11 protein-coding genes, 1 tRNA gene, 2 pseudogenes and 1 CRISPR repeat array are annotated in these 19,817 nt (G+C 30.0%); of the genes and pseudogenes, 13 read left to right on the plus strand and 1 reads right to left on the minus strand.

Annotation, left to right across the window (positions count from 1 at the left end):
• From RH82_RS13480 to cas2, 12 genes and pseudogenes are all read left to right on the plus strand, one after another.
• Window positions 1-1,757 (plus strand): annotated as a pseudogene (locus RH82_RS13480) (efflux RND transporter permease subunit); the annotation flags it as partial.
• The gene (locus tag RH82_RS13485; RefSeq protein WP_034061481.1) at window positions 1,747-3,063 is read left to right on the plus strand and encodes a TolC family protein; all 1,317 of its coding nucleotides are present in this window, start codon (window positions 1,747-1,749) and stop codon (window positions 3,061-3,063) included. The pseudogene RH82_RS13480 and the gene RH82_RS13485, both read left to right, overlap by 11 nt.
• Window positions 3,064-3,142: 79 nt before the next feature.
• Window positions 3,143-3,325, plus strand: a complete 183-nt coding sequence (locus RH82_RS13490; protein WP_034061482.1) for a CPXCG motif-containing cysteine-rich protein — start codon at window positions 3,143-3,145, stop codon at window positions 3,323-3,325.
• Window positions 3,326-3,445: 120 nt separating this feature from the next.
• Window positions 3,446-3,518, plus strand: a tRNA-Met gene (locus RH82_RS13495).
• A 53-nt stretch (window positions 3,519-3,571) separates the two neighbouring features.
• Window positions 3,572-4,951, plus strand: a complete 1,380-nt coding sequence (locus tag RH82_RS13500) for a tyrosine-type recombinase/integrase (protein WP_034061483.1) — start codon at window positions 3,572-3,574, stop codon at window positions 4,949-4,951.
• Window positions 4,952-5,923 carry a hypothetical protein gene (locus RH82_RS13505; protein WP_034061484.1) on the plus strand — a complete coding sequence of 324 codons (972 nt, stop codon included), beginning with the start codon at window positions 4,952-4,954 and terminating at the stop codon, window positions 5,921-5,923.
• Window positions 5,924-6,114: 191 nt separating this feature from the next.
• Complete coding sequence (locus RH82_RS13510; protein ID WP_034061485.1) at window positions 6,115-6,432, plus strand: hypothetical protein; 318 nt, start codon at window positions 6,115-6,117, stop codon at window positions 6,430-6,432.
• Entirely contained in the window at window positions 6,425-7,459 is a 1,035-nt protein-coding gene (locus RH82_RS13515; protein ID WP_034061486.1) for an AAA family ATPase, read from the plus strand. The genes RH82_RS13510 and RH82_RS13515 overlap by 8 nt, the downstream gene beginning before the upstream one ends.
• Window positions 7,460-7,721: 262 nt before the next feature.
• On the plus strand, window positions 7,722-8,582 hold the full coding sequence (locus RH82_RS13525) for a DUF6371 domain-containing protein (protein ID WP_034061489.1): 861 nt from the start codon (window positions 7,722-7,724) through the stop codon (window positions 8,580-8,582).
• Window positions 8,583-8,794: 212 nt separating this feature from the next.
• Entirely contained in the window at window positions 8,795-12,910 is a 4,116-nt protein-coding gene (gene cas9 / locus RH82_RS13530; RefSeq protein ID WP_034061490.1) for a type II CRISPR RNA-guided endonuclease Cas9, read from the plus strand.
• A gap of 11 nt (window positions 12,911-12,921) precedes the next feature.
• Window positions 12,922-13,809, plus strand: coding sequence for a type II CRISPR-associated endonuclease Cas1 (gene cas1 / locus RH82_RS13535; protein ID WP_034061491.1), 888 nt, complete (start codon window positions 12,922-12,924; stop codon window positions 13,807-13,809).
• On the plus strand, window positions 13,810-14,148 hold the full coding sequence (cas2, locus tag RH82_RS13540; RefSeq protein ID WP_034061492.1) for a CRISPR-associated endonuclease Cas2: 339 nt from the start codon (window positions 13,810-13,812) through the stop codon (window positions 14,146-14,148).
• A gap of 113 nt (window positions 14,149-14,261) precedes the next feature.
• A CRISPR array of direct repeats spans window positions 14,262-17,495; the repeat unit is 46 nt; unit sequence CTTGTGATTGCTCACGTAAAAATACAATTTGAAATCAATTCACAAC.
• A gap of 66 nt (window positions 17,496-17,561) precedes the next feature.
• Here cas2 and RH82_RS13545 read toward each other — a convergent pair.
• Window positions 17,562-18,677, minus strand: coding sequence for a Fic family protein (locus tag RH82_RS13545; protein WP_034061493.1), 1,116 nt, complete (start codon window positions 18,675-18,677; stop codon window positions 17,562-17,564).
• A 644-nt stretch (window positions 18,678-19,321) separates the two neighbouring features.
• Between RH82_RS13545 and RH82_RS13550 the strand changes: the two are divergent.
• Window positions 19,322-19,761: pseudogene (locus tag RH82_RS13550) on the plus strand (transposase); the annotation flags it as partial.
• Window positions 19,762-19,817: the final 56 nt, after the last annotated feature.

Raw genomic sequence — 19,817 nt, forward strand, 5'->3', positions numbered from 1 at the left:
AGCTTTAAGGAAACAAAGTAATACACCAAAAGAAGGTATAGCTGGCGTGTTTCAAAGGGTGTTTTCTAAATTGCGTTACATTAATATGTTTGGAGATAAAGTCATGACTTGGCTTCGTGATAAATTGTATAGTCCTACGTTAAGATTCGCTTTAAAGTATAAGTTTTTAACTTTTCATTTTTATTGTCTTCTTAATTTTAACCAAAGCTAGTTTTGATAGCGGTATCATTAGAGGTGCTTTTTTCCCAACAATAGCCAGTGATAGGATTAGTATATCACTAAATATGCCTAATGGTACAACAGAGAAAGTAACAGACAGTATTATTTCATTTATTGAAACTAAAGCGATTGAAGTTACCAAAGAAATAAATGATGAATATATTGGTGAAGATTCTGAAAAGTATTTGGTAGAAAATATGATTAAGAATATTGGGCCAGGTTCATCAACAGCATCTTTAGCAATAAACTTGTTGCCAGGAGAAGAACGACCTAATGAAATTACGTCTGCTTTAGTGTCCAATAGAATTCAAGAACGTGTTGGAGCAATATTTGGTGCCGAAAGTTTAGTTTTTGGAAGTGGCGGGAATTTTGGAGGAAGTCCTGTTTCAATATCATTATTAGGAAATGATATTATTGAATTAAAAGCAGTGAAGTCTGAATTAAAACAATATCTAGAAAATAATATTTTACTAAAAGATGTCACAGATAATGATCCTGCTGGTATTAAAGAGATTCGTCTAGAACTTAATGAAAGTGCTTATGCACTAGGTTTAAACTTGAGAACGGTAATGACTCAGGTACGTTCTGCATTTTTTGGAACTGAAGCACAACGTTTTCAAAGAGGGCAAGATGAAATTAGAGTTTGGGTACGATATAACAGAGACAATCGTTCATCCATTAAGAATTTGGATAATATGCGAATTGTGGCGCCAAATGGACAAAGAGTTCCTTTAAAAGAAATAGCTAGTTATAGTATTGAGCGAGGAGATGTTGCTATTAATCATTTAGAAGGAAGGCGAGAAATCCAAATTTCCGCAGATATAAAAGATCAAAAGAAAACGAGTCCAACAGATATTATGGCAGAGATTCAAAATGAAATTATGCCAGAAATATTATCAAAATATCCTACGGTAACACCATCTTATGAAGGGCAAAATAGAGAGCGAGTAAAACTATTTAATTCTTTAAATGCAGTAGGTTTAACAATTTTAGCGCTCATATATATAGTTATTGCATTTACATTTAGAAGTTACAGTCAGCCTCTTTTATTATTGCTACTTATTCCATTGAGTTTGCCAGCTGTTGCTTGGGGTCATTGGGTTCACGATTTTCCATTAAACATTCTATCAATGCTTGGTATTATTGCTCTTATTGGAATAATGGTTAATGATGGATTGGTACTTATTGGAAAATTTAATAATAATCTAAGAGAGGGTATGTTGTTTGATGACGCTTTGTATCAAGCAGGTCGTTCTCGTTTTAGAGCCATATTTTTAACCTCAATTACTACTGTAGCAGGTTTAGCACCTTTAATTTTTGAAGAGAGTAGACAGGCCCAATTTTTAATTCCTATGGCAGTTTCTATTGCTTACGGAATTGGATTCGCAACCGTTTTAACGCTTGTTGTGCTGCCAATTTTCTTATCGTTTAGTAATAGCGTAAAAACAACTGCAAAATGGTTGTATACAGGTAAAAAAGTAACTAGAGAAGAAGTGGAGCGCGTAACAAGAGAACAAAATCATAACAATGACTATTAAATTTTATATTACATATGTTTTATTTTTAATCGGAATAGTAGTTAGTGCACAACAAGTACTAACAACAGATGAAGCAGTAAAACTAGCATTAGAAAATAATTTCAATATTAAAATTGCTAATAATGCAGTTGAAGTAGCCGAGAACAATACCAATATTTTAAATTCAGGTTACTTACCAACGCTAACAGGAAGTGCAGGAGCAACTTATAATTTAGATAATACTGAGGCTGATTTTTCTAACGGAAATACTACAGTTTTAAATGGAGCAGAAAGCTCACGTTACAATGCTTCGTTAAACTTAAATTACACCATATTTGATGGTTTAGGAAGACAATACAATTATAAAAGTTTAAAAGAACAATATCAATTATCTGAATTACAAGCACGAGAAACTATAGAGAACACGATTATTCAGCTGTTTTCGGTGTATTATAATGTAGCACAAGTATCTGAAAACGTTTCCGCCTTAAAAGAGACTTTAAAAATTTCAAAAAACAGATTAGTAAGAGCGCAATATCAATTCGATTATGGACAAAATACCAAGTTGGGAATCTTAAATGCCGAAGTGGATATTGTAAACGATAGTATTAATATTATTAATGCTATTCAGCAATTAAAAAATGGGAAACGAGATTTAAATGTTGTTTTGGGTGATGTTCTAAAAAACGATTTTAATGTAGAAACTGAAGTCAACTTTGCAATACAATTTAAAAAAGATAGCTTATTTGAAAAGGCTAAAACCAGAAATACGGCATTACTTCAAACTGAAAAAAATATAGCTATTAGTCAATTAAGTATTAAATCAGGTCAATCGGCTTACTTGCCTACAATTGGTTTGGTTGGCAGTTATGGATGGAATAAAAATAATAATAACGCAGCGTCTTTTGTTGCAGGATCTATTAATACAGGTTTATCTGCAGGTTTAAATTTGTCATGGAATATCTTTGATGGAGGCAATACAATAACTAGAGTAAGAAATGCTAAAGTCAATCTTGAAACACAGCAGCTTCAAAAAGAGAATATATTAATTAGTATTACGCGAGATTTTAATAATGTTTGGGACGATTATAATAACAAATTAGCCATTTATAACTTACAAGAAAATAATATTTCAACAGCTCAAAATAATTTTAGTCGTACCCAAGAGAAATTTAAAATTGGACAGGTAAATTCTATTGAGTTTAGACAAGCACAACTTAACTTGCGTAATGCAGAATTAAGTAGGAATTTGGCTAAATTTTCAGCTAAATTGGCAGAGTTAGATTTGTTGCAGTTAAGTGGGGAATTGCTTAACACTTCTTTTTAATTCTAAAAACTTAAAAAAACACCTAAATTATGGGTTTAGTCTTTTCTACAAACAACTTATAACCAAAAAATAATATTTTATGCTTGAGCATTTTTTTCAGTGTCCTTATTGTTGGGAAACGATATCAATGCTTATAGACAGCAGTGTAAGACAACAAACTTATGTAGAGGATTGCGAAGTATGTTGCAATCCAATACAATTAACTCCTCAGTTTTTAGACTTGGAACTTGTTGGTTTTGAGGCTGTAAATATAGAGCAATAATTTTTTGTAAAATAATACTTGTATTATCTAAAAAGCATTGTATATTTGCAGTCCGAAATGATTTGGTCGGTATTATGAGCCGAAAGTTAAAAGCTAAGTTAATCGTTTTAGAGATTATATCGCGGGATAGAGCAGTAGGTAGCTCGTCGGGCTCATAACCCGAAGGTCACTGGTTCGAGTCCAGTTCCCGCTACTAAGCTAAATGCTAATAGAATCAACGGATTGTGTCTCACAATCCGTTTTTTTATGTCTTATATTTTCTTACATTTACGTAAAGTACACGATTCCGTACACGATTTGTCTATGAAATTACAATACAACGAGCCTAAACTCTTCACTGGAGGAGTTGATATTACCAACTGGTATAAACTATCTAAAGCAGACCAAAAAAGGGCGTTATCTAAAGATTGGTATGTGTATTATTCTTTTAGAAACCCTAAAACAAATAAGCTTGTTAGGCAGACTAATCTTAAAGGAGGAACTAATGTGTTTAAGGATAAATTACGTCGTTGTACTGCACTAAACATATTAAAGAAAGGTCTAATGACACTTCTAGATGAGGGCTATAACCCATATAAAGATAACTTAACTTTTCTTGAATACCTCGAGAAGCGTGAGAAGGAAAAAGTCAAGATTAAAAGCAAGAATAAAACTAAAAAGAAAAAGAAGGTTTTATTAGAAGTTCCTATGGTTATAGAATCAACAGATGATGCTATTAAAGTTGTAACAATATCAATTGAAGATGCTTTTATTTTAGGGTTAGAAACCAAAGCTAATATCCTTGCAACGGGTTCTTATACCAGATTTAAAAGTAGGATCAATAGATTTAAAGTGTGGTTAGAAAAAGAAGGCTTTGATTTTAAATGTGATATTAATACTTTAAATAAAAAAACTGTAATACAATATTTAAACACTGTATTACAAAACACGAGTCCTAGAAATCGTAATAATGCAAGGACTGATATTGGTTCTCTATTCCAAGTATTGGTGGATAATGATGTTATACTTGATAATTTTGTTAGAAAAATTAATGTTTTAAAGGCTATCCCTAAAAGGAATAAAACATATACTCCAACACAACTTAAAGAAGTATTAAATTATGTAAAAACTAATGATCCTGTATTACACTTATTTGTGCAATTTTTTTCCTATAATTTCCTAAGACCTATAGAAGTTTGTAGATTGAGAATAGGAGATTTAGATTTGGAGGACAAAAAGCTTTATGTTAGAGCAAAAAACCAACTTGTTAAAACTAAAATTATACCAGATATTTTAATAAAAGAGTTGCCAGATCTTACAAAATTTAGAAAAGATGATTTTCTTTTTACACCAGATGCAATTGGTGGAACATGGGAAACTTTAGAAGAGAATAAACGTAATTTTTTTACTAAACGTTTTAAAAAGGTAAAAGATCATTTTGATTTAGGTATAGAATATGGTTTGTATAGTTTTAGGCACACTCTAATTACAAAACTATATAAAGAGATGGCAAAAAATGCAACGCCGTTTGAAGTTAAAAGTAAACTATTATTAATTACTGGACATGCAACAATGAGTGCTTTAGAACTATATTTACGCGATATTGATGCTGTGCTTCCAGAAGATTACTCAAACCTTTTAGAATAAATGGACTACAAATATTTAGGAATTATAGAACAATACAATTTTAATGGTCTTTCTAATGATGAACAGGACGATTATATGTTTGGAAAGCGATATTTATTACGAAGAGCTACAATAAACGAGGACTTAGTTCCTAATGAAAATGAAGTTGGTGCATTTTCTGTTTCAGGTAATATATCTTTAAGTGGTAAAACTTATATTCTATCTCGTGAAATTGCAGAAGAATTTTATCAATTTTTGCTACAACATTATCAAGGAGGTTTAGAAGGAGATAATATTTTGTTTTTTAAAAAATTTAATGAAGACACGTTTGCATTAACCGATAAAAAAGCTAAAAAATTAGGTTTAAAGAAGTTTAATAAAATTTTTAAAGGAGCCTGTCCTGAAGGAGATACAATTAAGGGTATGGATAATGAAACAGGAGCACTTATATTTCATAATAAGTTTTTTACTCTAAATCGTGAGCGTGTTCAATTAACAGAATGGCTTAGAAAAGAAAGAGCGTTGTTTATTCAATATTTATTAGGTAATAAAACATTTTTTGATAGATCACTTTTTAAACAGCAGCCTACACTAATAAAAATGTTCAAATTTGAAAATGATTTATTAACATTAATTCAATTAAATAGAAAATTCAATTTTATAATAGATGAACATTTTTCTGTAAAACCTATTTCTTATAAAATTTATGATAACTACTCATGTCATTTTGAAAAACAGATACAAGTTGATTTCATTTGTATACAATTGAAATTAAAAACAAATTTTGTATTTGTCGTTAGTCTCTTTTATTTTTTTAGAGATAAATTATCCATGAAAATGCCTTCAGCTAAATTATTTCAAGCAATAATTAACGAGTGTTTTAACCTTGAATTACAAACTTTAAAGCTAACCGATACTACAAATGCCAAACACAAAGAAAGGTTAAACATCTTTGAAAAAAAATGGAATAAATTTATCTCTGACGTTAAATAATATTCAATTTCTACATTCCTTTCATTTTTTCTATAAATTTCTATACATTTTCTATTTTCCTTTCATTTTATAACTTTCAATGTTTTCATTTATTACAACCAGTTAGATCTTATTAGCTGGTAATGGATTTTCATCATTCTATTTAATAAGCATTTAACAAAAACAATGTTTAATTAAATAAATAAATAAAGATGAAAGCAAAAATTAATTTAAGAATTGATTTATTATTAAAAGGAGAATTAGAAACTTTAGCTCTAGAGAGAGAGACTACTGTTTCAAATCTTATTAGAGATATCCTTGAAGAAAAAGTATCTGATTACTTTGAGGAGCAATGTGTTCAAGATTTCGAAAAACCAGAACCATTAGTTATTGATTTGTCTGATTGTTTGGGACAACGAACAGAAGAGCACATAAATCAATTAAATTCTGTGCATTATTTTCCAAACTATATTGATTTAAGTCAATGTCTAAATGTTAAGCCTAACTCAAATAGAGAAGAGGATGAATAGCAAAAACATAAACTTAATTGGAAACGATCTTCTGTCTAACGAAAACAAATTAAAACAGAAAGAGTCCGTTCAAGGATGTTTAATAATTAAAGAGGCAAACGAATGGGTAGATGAAGCTAAAAGGCGCCCTATTCCTAATATGCTATTTAGTGAACTTTGGTATGAAAATGAATTAGCAATATTATTTGCTGACACTAATATCGGCAAGTCTATTTTGGCTGTACAAATAGCAGATAGTTTAAGCCGTGGAAAACCAATAGCAGGTTTTAAACTAGAATGTCAACCAAAAAAAGTGTTGTACTTGGATTTCGAATTGTCAGACAAACAATTCGAAAACCGTTGTTCTAATAATTATAAGGAGCATTATGTCTTTAATCATAATTTTCTTCGTGCAGAGATAAATACAGATTTAGATATTCCAAAAGAGTATAGTGGTATCGAAGATTATTTGTGTAAGACACTTAATGAAAGTATCTCCAAAAATAATGTAGACGTATTAATTATAGATAATCTTACATACCTAAAAAGTGACAATGAACGTGCTAAAGATGCATTAGAGTTAATGAAACAATTAAAAAAACTTGCCAAAACAAGTGGTGTTTCTATTTTGGTCTTAGCACATACTCCAAAACGTGATGAAACTAAAGCTATTTCAAAAAATGATTTAGCAGGTAGTAAAATGTTAATGAATTTTTGTGATAGTTCTTTTGCAATTGGTGCAAGTTCTCAAGATTCATCGTTACGTTATATAAAACAAATCAAACAACGTAATACAGAACATTTGTATCATGGTGATAATGTTGTTTTGTGTCAAATTAATAAAGAACAGAATTTTTTAAAGTTTGAGTTTTTAGGTTTTGGTAATGAATTGGAACACCTAAAAACTTTTGGTACAAATTCTAAAGAAGAAAGTAATAACCAGTTATTAGAACTTGTAGAAAAAGGAATTTCAAACGTTCAAATAGGTAAGGAGTTAGGAATACACGAGGCTACAGTTAGACAGAGAAGAACAAAACTAGGAATCTAACGTATGACTGCTAATGATGTATATAATGTAGCTAAAGCACTTCCTAAGGAAGAGCTTAATAAGCTGTATAATATGATCAAAAGCGAAGTAGAATTAGAACTGCCTAAAATTAACAATCGAAAGAAAAATTTTCAATCGTCAATGTTTACAGAAACAGAGTGTTTAAAATACTTAATACAGCATTTCAATAAAAAAAGAATCCCTTAAAATAAACTCGTACAACTCGTACATATATAATTGTACGACCTATACGAATAGTAATATGACACAACAATACAAATACACACTCGATAGGTCAAGTAAAAAGCACCAATGCCCTAGCTGCAACAAAAAATCATTTGTTAGGTTTATAGATTCTGAAACAAAACAATATACAAACTCATTTGATGGTAGATGCGATAGGGAAAGTAAGTGTGGTTATTTTAAAAAGCCAAACACAAACAAACGTATTACGTCTTCAATAATAAGTAATACAAAGCGTATTACTCCTACGTATCACAGTTTAAGTATGGTAATACAGTATATGTCAAATTTTAAGCAAAATAACTTTATAGCCTATTTACTAACGCATTTTGTGCCAGTAGATGTAATACAAGCTATTAAATTATATAAAATTGGTACTACAAATCATTGGAATGGTGCTACAATTTTTTGGCAGATAGATAATTGTAGGACAGTTAGAGCAGGAAAGATAATGTTGTACAACAGTAATACCGGTAAAAGGGTAAAAAAGCCATACAACCATATAAATTGGATGCATAAAAGTATAAAACAACATGATTTTGTGTTACAACAATGTTTATTTGGATTGCATTGTATTACAAAACAAGAAAATTATAAAATAATTTGCATTGTCGAGTCAGAAAAGACTGCAATAATAATGAGTATTATTTATCCATCTAATATTTGGATGGCAACTGGAAGTAAATCTAATTTTAAAGAAGAATTACTTACACCTATAAAGCATAGAAAAATAATTGTGTATCCAGATAAGTCTGAGTTTGATAAATGGAATACAGTTAGCCTTGAATTAGAGAAAAAAGGATATAATATTGAATGCAGTAGGATGTTAGAGGAATCCAGTTTAAAAGATGGTGGTGATTTAGTTGATCTAGTTGTATAAATGTTATTTGGTAAATGAGTTTTTTTGAAAATAAAAAAAAGCGACATTTTCATGCCGCTTTAAATGTTTTCACAACGGAATAATCCTTATTGTGAATTGATTTCAAATTGTTTAACAAATATATAAAAAAATATGATTCTAAATTACGGGTTTCCGTACAGGGAGTAATTATTTTTTTTTTAAATTTATAGTAAATATAAAAATCGCTCAGAATGAAAAAGATATTAGGATTAGATTTAGGGACTACATCTATTGGATGGGCTTTGGTAAATGAAGCTGAAAATAAAAGTGAAAATTCAGAAATTATTAAACTTGGAGTAAGAGTCAATCCACTTTCTATTGATGAGAAAACAAATTTTGATAAAGGAAAACCAATTTCTACAAATGCAGATAGAACATTAAACAGAGGAGCAAGAAGAAATTTACAACGTTATAAACAAAGACGTGAAAACTTATTTGAGATATTGTTAGACAATAAATTAATCACGAAAGAAACAATATTAACTGAAACAGGAAACAACACGACCCATGAAACTTTAAGATTAAGAGCTAAAGCACCTAATGAGAGGATAGAACTAGATGAATTGGCTAGGGTGTTTTTTTCAATAAACAAAAAAAGAGGATATAAAAGTAGTAGAAAAGCAAAAAGTGAAGATGAAGGAAATGCTATTGATGGCATGTCAATTGCCAAAGAATTATATGAAAATAATATTACACCAGGACAATATGTATATGAGTTACTGTTAAATAAAAAAAAATATATACCAGATTTTTATCGCTCCGATTTACAAAATGAATTTAATATAATATGGGAATATCAAAAACAATTTCACTCGAATGTACTAAATGATGAAATGTACAAGAAACTTGAAGGACAAGGACAACAAAACTCTAGAAAAAGATTTCTTGCAATTCATGGAATTTATACCGCTGAGAACAAGGGCAAAAGAGACGCTATAAAACTACAGCACTATAAATGGAGAGCGGAAGCAATTACTAATCAATTACCAATAGATCAGGTTGCTTATGTTTTAGTAGAGATAAATAATAATTTAAATAAATCCAGCGGATACCTCGGTGCTATAAGCGACAGAAGTAAAGAATTGTATTTTAAAAATGAAACAGTTGGCGAAAATTTACACAGACAAATTAAAGAAAACAATCATACTTCTTTAAGAAATCAAGTTTTTTATAGACAGGATTATTTAGATGAATTTGAACAGATTTGGGTAAGACAAGCTAAATATTACTCAGAATTAACTTTAGAGTTAAAAAATGAAATCCGTGATGTGGTTATTTTTTATCAACGAAAATTAAAATCTCAAAAACATCTTATTTCTAATTGTCAGTTTGAAAAACAACATAAAGCTGTTCCTAAATCTTCTCCATTATTTCAAGAGTTCAAAATTTGGCAAAACTTAAACAACCTAGTATTTAAAAATACAAGAACAAAAGAAAAATGTGTTTTAGATGATGACTTAAGAATTTCTCTTTTTGAAGAATTAAATTTAAGAGGCAACTTAACGGAAAAAACAATCTTAAAGTTTTGCAATTTAAACTCAACTTGGAAAAGTAATTTCACCAAAGGACTAGAGGGTAATAATACAAATAAAGCACTCTACAATATTTACCAACATATTGCAACAGAAGAAGGTTATGGTTTTGATTGGGAAAAGAAAACTACAAAAGAAATAAAAGAAGAGTTAAAGTCTATTTTTCCTCGAATCAATATTGATACTACTATTTTAAATTTCGAAACGAATATTGAAGGTCAGACATTTGATAAACAAACCAATTATCAATTATGGCACTTACTATACTCCGCCGAAGATGATACAAAAATTTTGGAGGAAGATAGATTGGTTTATGGAAATTCTAATGTAGCTCTAAAAAAGAAACTTCATACTAAATATGGTTTTAAACCAGAATACGCTACCATGATGGCTAATGTTACTTTACAAGACGATTATGGCAGCTTGTCTTCTAGAGCAATTCGGAAAATCATCCCTTTTTTACAAGAAGGTAACGAGTATTCAGAGTCTTGCGCGTTAGCAGGATATAACCACTCTAGTAGCCTAACTAAAGAAGAATTAGAAAAAAGGATTCTTAAACCAAGATTAGAGATACTGCAAAAAAACAGTTTAAGAAACCCGGTTGTAGAGAAAATATTAAATCAAATGGTAAACGTTATAAATCAAATTATTGATGAATATGGGAAGCCTGATGAAATAAGAATTGAACTGGCGAGAGATTTAAAAAAATCTGCAAAACAAAGGGAAGAAACTACAAAATTTATAAACTCTGCAACAAAAGTAAACGATGATATAAAATCTGTAATTCAGAAAGAATTTGGCTTCACTCCTACAAAAAACGATGTAGTACGTTATAAGCTATGGCTTGAACTCAAAAACAATGGCTATAAAAGCTTGTTTACCAACAAATACATACCAAAAGAAGACATCTTTTCTAAAAATATAGATATTGAACATATTATACCAAAAGCCATTTTATTTGACGATTCTTTTTCCAACAAAACACTCGCATACAGAGCCGTAAACCTAAAAAAAGCAGATAGAACAGCAATAGATTTTATAGAACAAGACTATAGTAATGAGGACATTAACAAATATAGATTAAGAGTAGAAAGTTTATATAAAAACGGTGATATAAAAAAAGGAAAATACAAGAAGCTTTTAATGAGTTTAGCTAATTTACCTACAGATTTTATTGCCCGAGATTTAGTAAACACACAATACATTTCTAAAAAAGCAAAGAGCATGTTATTTGAAGTGTTTCAGAATGTGGTTCCAACATCTGGTAGGATTACTGATAAATTACGTGGCGACTGGGATTTAATAAACGTTATGAAAGAACTTAATTTACATAAATATAGAAGTTTAGGATTAACAGAAATTCAAGAAAGAAAAAACAATGTAAAAATTGAAATAATAAAAGATTGGACAAAAAGAAACGACCACAGACATCATGCAATGGATGCACTTACGGTTGCTTTTACAACGCACAACCATATTAATTATATTAATAATTTAAATGCTTCAAGAAATAAAGAAAGCCACTTGTTTAGTATTAAAAACACAATTACCAAGGTGTATGAGGATACAACAGGAAATAAGAAAAGAAATTTTATTCAACCAATTGAAAACTTTAGAACTGAAGCCAAAAAGCATATTGAGTCTATTTTAATTTCTTTTAAAAACAAAAACAAAGTTGTTACTAAAAACATTAACAAATCTAAACTAAAAGGTAAAGATAATTTTAATGCTAAACCACAACTTACTCCAAGAGGGCAATTGCATAAAGAAACAGTATATGGCACCTCTAAAAGGGAAATGGACAAGCCTATTAAATTGAGTAAAAAATTTAAGATAGAAACATTGAAATTAATTGTTAACTCCAACTTAAAAACAGTTGTAACAAAGCATTTACATAAATACAATAATAAGCCAGAAATTGCTTTCGATTCTAAGACAATAAAAAAAGATCCTATTCTCTATAAGGGTTTACAGTTGACAGAAGTTTTGTGTTTTGAAGAAATTTATACAATACGAAAAGTTGTTTCTCCAGATAATTTTAAAACAGAAAAAGATTTAAATAAAATAATTGATAAAAAAACACAAGAAGTTTTAAAAAATAGGCTTAATGAATTTGGAGGTAAACCTAAAGAGGCTTTTTCAGATTTAGATAAAAACCCTATTTGGTTAAATAAAGAAAAAGGAATTAGTATAAAGCGTGTTACTATAACTGGAGTTTCTAATGCAGAGCCTTTACATTATAAGAAAGACCATTTTGGAAGTGAAATTTTAGATAAAAAGGGTAATAAACAAGCTGTTGATTTTGTAAGCACAGGAAATAACCATCATGTAGCAATTTATAAAGATGACAAAGGTAAATTACAAGAAAAAGTTGTTTCGTTTTATGAAGCCGTGGCTAGAGTAAATGAAGGATTGCCTATAATAAACAAAGAATACAATACAGGTTTAGGTTGGGAGTTTTTGTTTACTATGAAACAAAATGAAATGTTTGTATTTCCCAATGATGATTTTAATCCAATTGAAATTGATCTTTTAGATGAAAAAAATGAAATCTTAATCAGTAAAAACTTGTTTAGAGTACAGAAAATTTCAACAAAAAATTATATGTTTAATCATCATTTAGAAACACAGGTTGTAACAAGTGAAATTTTAAAAACAAAAAAACAATTATCAGGTATTACGTATCACTTTATTCAAAGTACAGAGCCATTAAGAAATATTATAAAACTAAGAATGAATCATATTGGAAAAATTGTTTATGTAGGAGAATATTAAAAAAGAAAGCCATGATAAAAAGAACCATTTACATAGGCAATCCATCCTATTTAAAAATAAAACAAGAACAATTGGTTGTTCAAGAACCTGAAACAAAAGAAATCAAAGGAACTGTACCAATTGAAGATATTGCCTTGTTAATGTTAGACCATTATCAAATTACAATATCTAACCAGCTTTTAGTAAAATTACAGGGTAATAATGTTGCTGTAATTAGTTGTGATGAACATCACTTACCATTTGGAATGATGTTACCAATGCATGGACATTCAGAATATTCAGAAAGAATAAAACACCAATTTGCTGCATCAGAGCCTTTAAAAAAGAAGCTATGGAAACAAACGGTGGAACAGAAAATAAAAAATCAAAAAGCATTACTAGTATTAAATGATAAATTTGCAGAACCTTTAGGAGTATATCAACTAACTGTAAAAAGTGGTGACACTACAAATAGAGAAGGAATAGCAGCTCAGTTTTACTGGAAACAGTTGTTTGAAAACTTTAATAGACAACGTTTTGGAGAAGCACCAAATAATTTATTAAATTTTGGATATTCCGTTTTACGGAGTATCGTTGCTAGGGCTTTAGTTAGTAGTGGTTTATTACCTGTTTTAGGGATTTTTCATAGAAACAAGTACAATCCGTATTGTTTGGCAGATGATATTATGGAACCTTACAGGCCTTTTGTAGATAAATTAGTTTACAATTATATTTTAGTCAATAATAATACCGAATTAAACAAAGATGCAAAGGCTACTATTTTAACAATTGCAACACAAGATGTGCGTATTGATGGCTTAGTAAGGCCTTTGCTTGTTGCTGTAACTGCCACAACTGCTAGTTTATATAAATGCTTTACTGGAGAGCTAAGACACATAAAATATCCAGAATTAGATTAAATGTCAACTAACAGATATAGCGCTTATAGAATTATGTGGGTATTCGTTTTTTTTGATTTGCCAACCGAAACTAAAAAGGAACGAAAAGCCGCTGGCTTGTTTCGTAAAAAACTAATTGATGATGGTTTTGCCATGTTTCAATTTTCAATATATCTTAGGCATTGCCCAAGTAGAGAAAACGCAAAAGTGCATGCTAAAAGAGTAAAATTTAGTTTACCAAAACATGGAAAAATCTGTATTTTAGAAATTACTGACAAGCAATTTGGTAACATGGAATTATTTCATGGTATTAGAGAAGTGGATTTACCACAACCAACACAACAGTTGCAATTGTTTTAAATAGGATAGGTAAAATCTAATAAACTTCTATTTATCCTCTCCTAAAAGTAAATTTTTTGAATCTTAAAAAGGAATCCCAACCTATTGATTTTACTCAATAAACTGGGATTGACCTTGTGATTGCTCACGTAAAAATACAATTTGAAATCAATTCACAACCCCCTTACCTATAATAAACACCGAGTAAAACTTGTGATTGCTCACGTAAAAATACAATTTGAAATCAATTCACAACACATTAACATCAATGGTTTGATTTAGTTTTCTTGTGATTGCTCACGTAAAAATACAATTTGAAATCAATTCACAACGACAGTAGCAAAGTATTTAAAAGAGTTAAACTTGTGATTGCTCACGTAAAAATACAATTTGAAATCAATTCACAACCTGAGTGGTGCAAGTAAACAACGAAACGAACTTGTGATTGCTCACGTAAAAATACAATTTGAAATCAATTCACAACAATTCCTTCATTTTCTTTTAAAATGTCTAACTTGTGATTGCTCACGTAAAAATACAATTTGAAATCAATTCACAACTATCTTCATTCGCTTGTATGTCTAGTTTAGCTTGTGATTGCTCACGTAAAAATACAATTTGAAATCAATTCACAACACATCTTGCAAAGTTTGGCATTGCTTGCTTCTTGTGATTGCTCACGTAAAAATACAATTTGAAATCAATTCACAACGGCCTTCAAATCATCATTTCGAAATCTTGCCTTGTGATTGCTCACGTAAAAATACAATTTGAAATCAATTCACAACTTAGTATGGATTTATCTCTAGCGTAATCTTCTTGTGATTGCTCACGTAAAAATACAATTTGAAATCAATTCACAACACTTTAACCATTACTTTAATTGTTCGTTTCCTTGTGATTGCTCACGTAAAAATACAATTTGAAATCAATTCACAACAATTGCTCCTTTAATGGTTGTTGGTTTTGTCTTGTGATTGCTCACGTAAAAATACAATTTGAAATCAATTCACAACTAAGTTCCCAAATTGGTTAAATTGGTTATGCTTGTGATTGCTCACGTAAAAATACAATTTGAAATCAATTCACAACCATATCGACAAACTTTACAAAGTTCTGGATCTTGTGATTGCTCACGTAAAAATACAATTTGAAATCAATTCACAACAAACAAGCTTGTACCATCACACCACTATAACTTGTGATTGCTCACGTAAAAATACAATTTGAAATCAATTCACAACTATTTATTCGTGAATTAACTGACTGATTTACTTGTGATTGCTCACGTAAAAATACAATTTGAAATCAATTCACAACATGCCTTACTTAATTAGTAAAGATAAAAAACTTGTGATTGCTCACGTAAAAATACAATTTGAAATCAATTCACAACACAATCTACAAGTTCCAAAATGGTATGCCTCTTGTGATTGCTCACGTAAAAATACAATTTGAAATCAATTCACAACTGTTTAAACTGTCTTTTAAGAAGTGTAATTCTTGTGATTGCTCACGTAAAAATACAATTTGAAATCAATTCACAACAATCCTATGGCGCAATGCATAGACCTGTCTCTTGTGATTGCTCACGTAAAAATACAATTTGAAATCAATTCACAACAACATCGCTCTCCTTACACTCATAATGGATCTTGTGATTGCTCACGTAAAAATACAATTTGAAATCAATTCACAACCATTAACTTCAAAACCAAAACTATGACCGACTTGTGATTGCTCAAGTAAAAATACAATTTGAAATCAATTCACAACTACACGTATAGCAGTTTATAACTCATTTTTCTTGTGATTGCTCACGTAAAAATACAATTTGAAATCAATTCACAACTCTTTTAAACGTTTAACAGCATTCTTCATCTTGTGATTGCTCACGTAAAAATACAATTTGAAATCAATTCACAACAGTATGAGTAAAATTACTGAACACGATAGACTTGTGATTGCTCACGTAAAAATACAATTTGAAATCAATTCACAACATTAGCACCGCTTTTTTACATAGCAGAACACTTGTGATTGCTCACGTAAAAATACAATTTGAAATCAATTCACAACCATATTTAGCAGTATAAAAAATGAAACTCTTGTGATTGCTCACGTAAAAATACAATTTGAAATCAATTCACAACGCGTTAAACCCAAGTTTGGAAAGTGCTTTCTTGTGATTGCTCACGTAAAAATACAATTTGAAATCAATTCACAACTATTCCTCTGGATTTTCTAAAGGATAAACCCTTGTGATTGCTCACGTAAAAATACAATTTGAAATCAATTCACAACTAAATCTTTCCAATTTTATATACTGATGCACTTGTGATTGCTCACGTAAAAATACAATTTGAAATCAATTCACAACGTTCTAAACCTGTGGTATTAGCATCTATTGCTTGTGATTGCTCACGTAAAAATACAATTTGAAATCAATTCACAACCAACCTTGCTCCATAACTTCAAACACATCTCTTGTGATTGCTCACGTAAAAATACAATTTGAAATCAATTCACAACATGTAATTGCTCACATGATGCCTTGCTTGTCTTGTGATTGCTCACGTAAAAATACAATTTGAAATCAATTCACAACTAATCCGCACCATCTAAAAATGGATAAGACCTTGTGATTGCTCACGTAAAAATACAATTTGAAATCAATTCACAACCAACTTTACATTATAAAGCAAGAGATTTTACTTGTGATTGCTCACGTAAAAATACAATTTGAAATCAATTCACAACACATAGGATCAACACAATTAAAAAGTGATACTTGTGATTGCTCACGTAAAAATACAATTTGAAATCAATTCACAACTAAACTACGTAAGTGCTACAGATATATTCACTTGTGATTGCTCACGTAAAAATACAATTTGAAATCAATTCACAACAAACGAGGGTGAAGTTGTATTTAGTCCGTTCTTGTGATTGCTCACGTAAAAATACAATTTGAAATCAATTCACAACTGGAGGTATGTTTATAATAAGCCTTTTAATCTTGTGATTGCTCACGTAAAAATACAATTTGAAATCAATTCACAACGATGGCGATAATGTCACTTATGAGGTTGTACTTGTGATTGCTCACGTAAAAATACAATTTGAAATCAATTCACAACATAGTTCTTAACCCTTTGAATGTGAAATTTCTTGTGATTGCTCACGTAAAAATACAATTTGAAATCAATTCACAACAGTTTTGATAAGTTTAATTAAGGTCGTATACTTGTGATTGCTCACGTAAAAATACAATTTGAAATCAATTCACAACCAAATCTGTATAATAATCGTAATCTTGAGACTTGTGATTGCTCACGTAAAAATACAATTTGAAATCAATTCACAACAGATTGCATTTCTATAATGATTTCTGGCTTGTTGAGTTTTAAAAGATCAAGAATTTAGACATTATTTTAACTTTTCAAATTCAACCAATATCGAGTTCCTTTCAGTTCACCAGTTTTAATTACCATTTTCTTATCTACCATATCTTTTAAATCACGAGTGGCCGTAGAAGCAGAAGTTTTTGCAATACGTGTGTAATTTTCGGCACTTAAACCACCATCAAAACCTTGGTGTCCTGCATTAAAAAAACGTGTAACAACTTTTAGTTGGCGTTCATTCATAACTTGAGTAAAGCGATCGAAAAATTTGGCTTTCTCAATTACAAAATCAATAAGCTTTAATGTGTCTTCTTGGGCATCTAATATGGTTTGCCCGAAATAGAGTATCCAATCTGTAATATCTGCGTGTTTATTATTGTTTTCTAAAGCATTGTAATACGCTTTTTTATTGGCTTCTATAGTTTTTGATAATGAAATAAGTGCAGGTTGTCCTACACTTTGTGCTACAGATTTTTCAGCAAGCGCACGTGCAATACGTCCGTTTCCATCTTCAAAAGGGTGAATACTCACAAAATACAGATGTGTAATACTTGCTTTTACAAGAGGTAATACGTTGTATTCCGTTTTTGAGTGTAGGGTGTTAAACCAGGTTATAAACTGCGCCATCTCTTGTTGCATGTTTTGAGATGCTGGTGCTTCAAAATGAATAGTTGGTTTGTCTAAGCGTCCAGAAACCACTTGCATTGGGTCTTCGTGTGTACGGTATTTGCCAATGTCGTTTAAATCTCGTCTACCATTGGTTAGCATTTTGTGCCAATTATAAAGTTGTTTATGAGAGAGTTGTTTATTGTGGTTTTTGTATAAATCAACCATCATTTCAGAAATGCCAAATTCTGCTGAAGCTATCTTTTTTTTATCAACTTTTAAACCTAGATTTTTTTTAATAGAAGATTGTATACTGTCTCTATCTAGATATTCGCCTTCGATTTCAGAAGTTTTAAGTGCTTCGTTAGATAATATTTCAATAATTAATTGCTCTTTTTCACTTTTATTTACGTGTTTAAAAGCACCAAGTACGATTCCCGTATTTTGTGAGAATTTCTGTTCCAAATTTTTTAAAGCATCTTCATTGTATGAAAAATGAGGCCATTCTGTTTTTTGCCAGTTCCATATTTTTCTTATCATGAGCTATAAATTTATTTTTTATAGCTCAAATATAAGTGAATTTTGAGCTATAAAGTTAGTTTTTATAGCTCAAACAATTCTTGTATTTGTAAAATACGTGATTTTTTATGTCAAAGCTAGGGGTCTCTAATGTGTATTATGTTTTTTTTGTAATTGTAATACGTCTTAAAATATTATGTAAATTTGAATAGAAATTAATTATAAATCAGAGTACACGATCTCGTACACGATTTTATTAAAATATAGCAAAATAGTAAGGAAAAAGAGTTTTTTCTCAAACTCATAACCCGAAGGTCACTGGTTCGAGTCCAGTTCCCGCTACTAAGTACAAAGTCAATAAAATTAACGGTTTGGAGTCTCCAAACCGTTTTTTTATGCTTAATTTTAACTTCATAATAGATAAACAATACAAAAGTGCATACGATTTGTCCTTGAAGAAACAATTTTCCACACCAAAGATCTACATGGCAAAAGGCGATTTAAATAAGCGCTGGTATGTCTATTTTTCTTATCGAAATCCAAAAACAAATATGTTAATTCGTCAAACACCATTTTATGGGAATGCGAATACTTTTAAAACAAAAGAGGAGCGTCTACATTTGATGTGACGATTTTTATGAGCTTATAAATTTTATATTTGATTTATGGTAAAAAAATATGACAATGAATTTAAAGTTATGATCGTAGAGCTTTTAAATTCGGGGATTAAGACAAAACAAGTTAGTGAGGATTATGGTTTAAACTTGAGTATGGTTGGGCGTTGGAAACGCGAATATAAGTTACAATCGGGTGATTTCTCAAAAAAGAAGGAGTTATCTGTTGAAGCTCAAGAACTCAAGGCTCTAAAGAAAGAATTAAAGAATGTAACAATGGAGCGCGACATCTTAAAAAAGGCGGTGAGCATCTTCTCCAAGAGCGACTTATAATATATCAATTCATTTTATAAAATATTGATATATATCCAGTTGAGAAGATGTGTAAATCTATGAAGTTTAGTAAAAACGCTTATTATCATTGGTTTAAAAACAAAGATGTTATATTTTTAAAAACACCGAAAATACTTTATAAAGGAACACTTTTAATAAGACTTTTAAACAAAATTTGTTTTTTATTTGTGATGGCATTATTACTTTTAATATA

Origin of the sequence: Lacinutrix jangbogonensis (assembly GCF_000797445.1) — a bacterium.
GTDB lineage: Bacteria > Bacteroidota > Bacteroidia > Flavobacteriales > Flavobacteriaceae > Lacinutrix > Lacinutrix jangbogonensis.

Excerpts from the sequence above, each read along its gene's own strand:
- RH82_RS13485 (WP_034061481.1), top strand. The coding sequence starts at position 1,747 with ATGACTATTAAATTTTATATTACATATGTTTTATTTTTAATCGGAATA.
- RH82_RS13490 (WP_034061482.1), top strand. The coding sequence starts at position 3,143 with ATGCTTGAGCATTTTTTTCAGTGTCCTTATTGTTGGGAAACGATATCA.
- RH82_RS13500 (WP_034061483.1), top strand. The coding sequence starts at position 3,572 with ATGTCTTATATTTTCTTACATTTACGTAAAGTACACGATTCCGTACAC.
- RH82_RS13505 (WP_034061484.1), top strand. The coding sequence starts at position 4,952 with ATGGACTACAAATATTTAGGAATTATAGAACAATACAATTTTAATGGT.
- RH82_RS13510 (WP_034061485.1), top strand. The coding sequence starts at position 6,115 with ATGAAAGCAAAAATTAATTTAAGAATTGATTTATTATTAAAAGGAGAA.
- RH82_RS13515 (WP_034061486.1), top strand. The coding sequence starts at position 6,425 with ATGAATAGCAAAAACATAAACTTAATTGGAAACGATCTTCTGTCTAAC.
- RH82_RS13525 (WP_034061489.1), top strand. The coding sequence starts at position 7,722 with ATGACACAACAATACAAATACACACTCGATAGGTCAAGTAAAAAGCAC.
- cas9 (WP_034061490.1), top strand. The coding sequence starts at position 8,795 with ATGAAAAAGATATTAGGATTAGATTTAGGGACTACATCTATTGGATGG.
- cas1 (WP_034061491.1), top strand. The coding sequence starts at position 12,922 with ATGATAAAAAGAACCATTTACATAGGCAATCCATCCTATTTAAAAATA.
- cas2 (WP_034061492.1), top strand. The coding sequence starts at position 13,810 with ATGTCAACTAACAGATATAGCGCTTATAGAATTATGTGGGTATTCGTT.
- RH82_RS13545 (WP_034061493.1), bottom strand. The coding sequence starts at position 18,677 with ATGATAAGAAAAATATGGAACTGGCAAAAAACAGAATGGCCTCATTTT.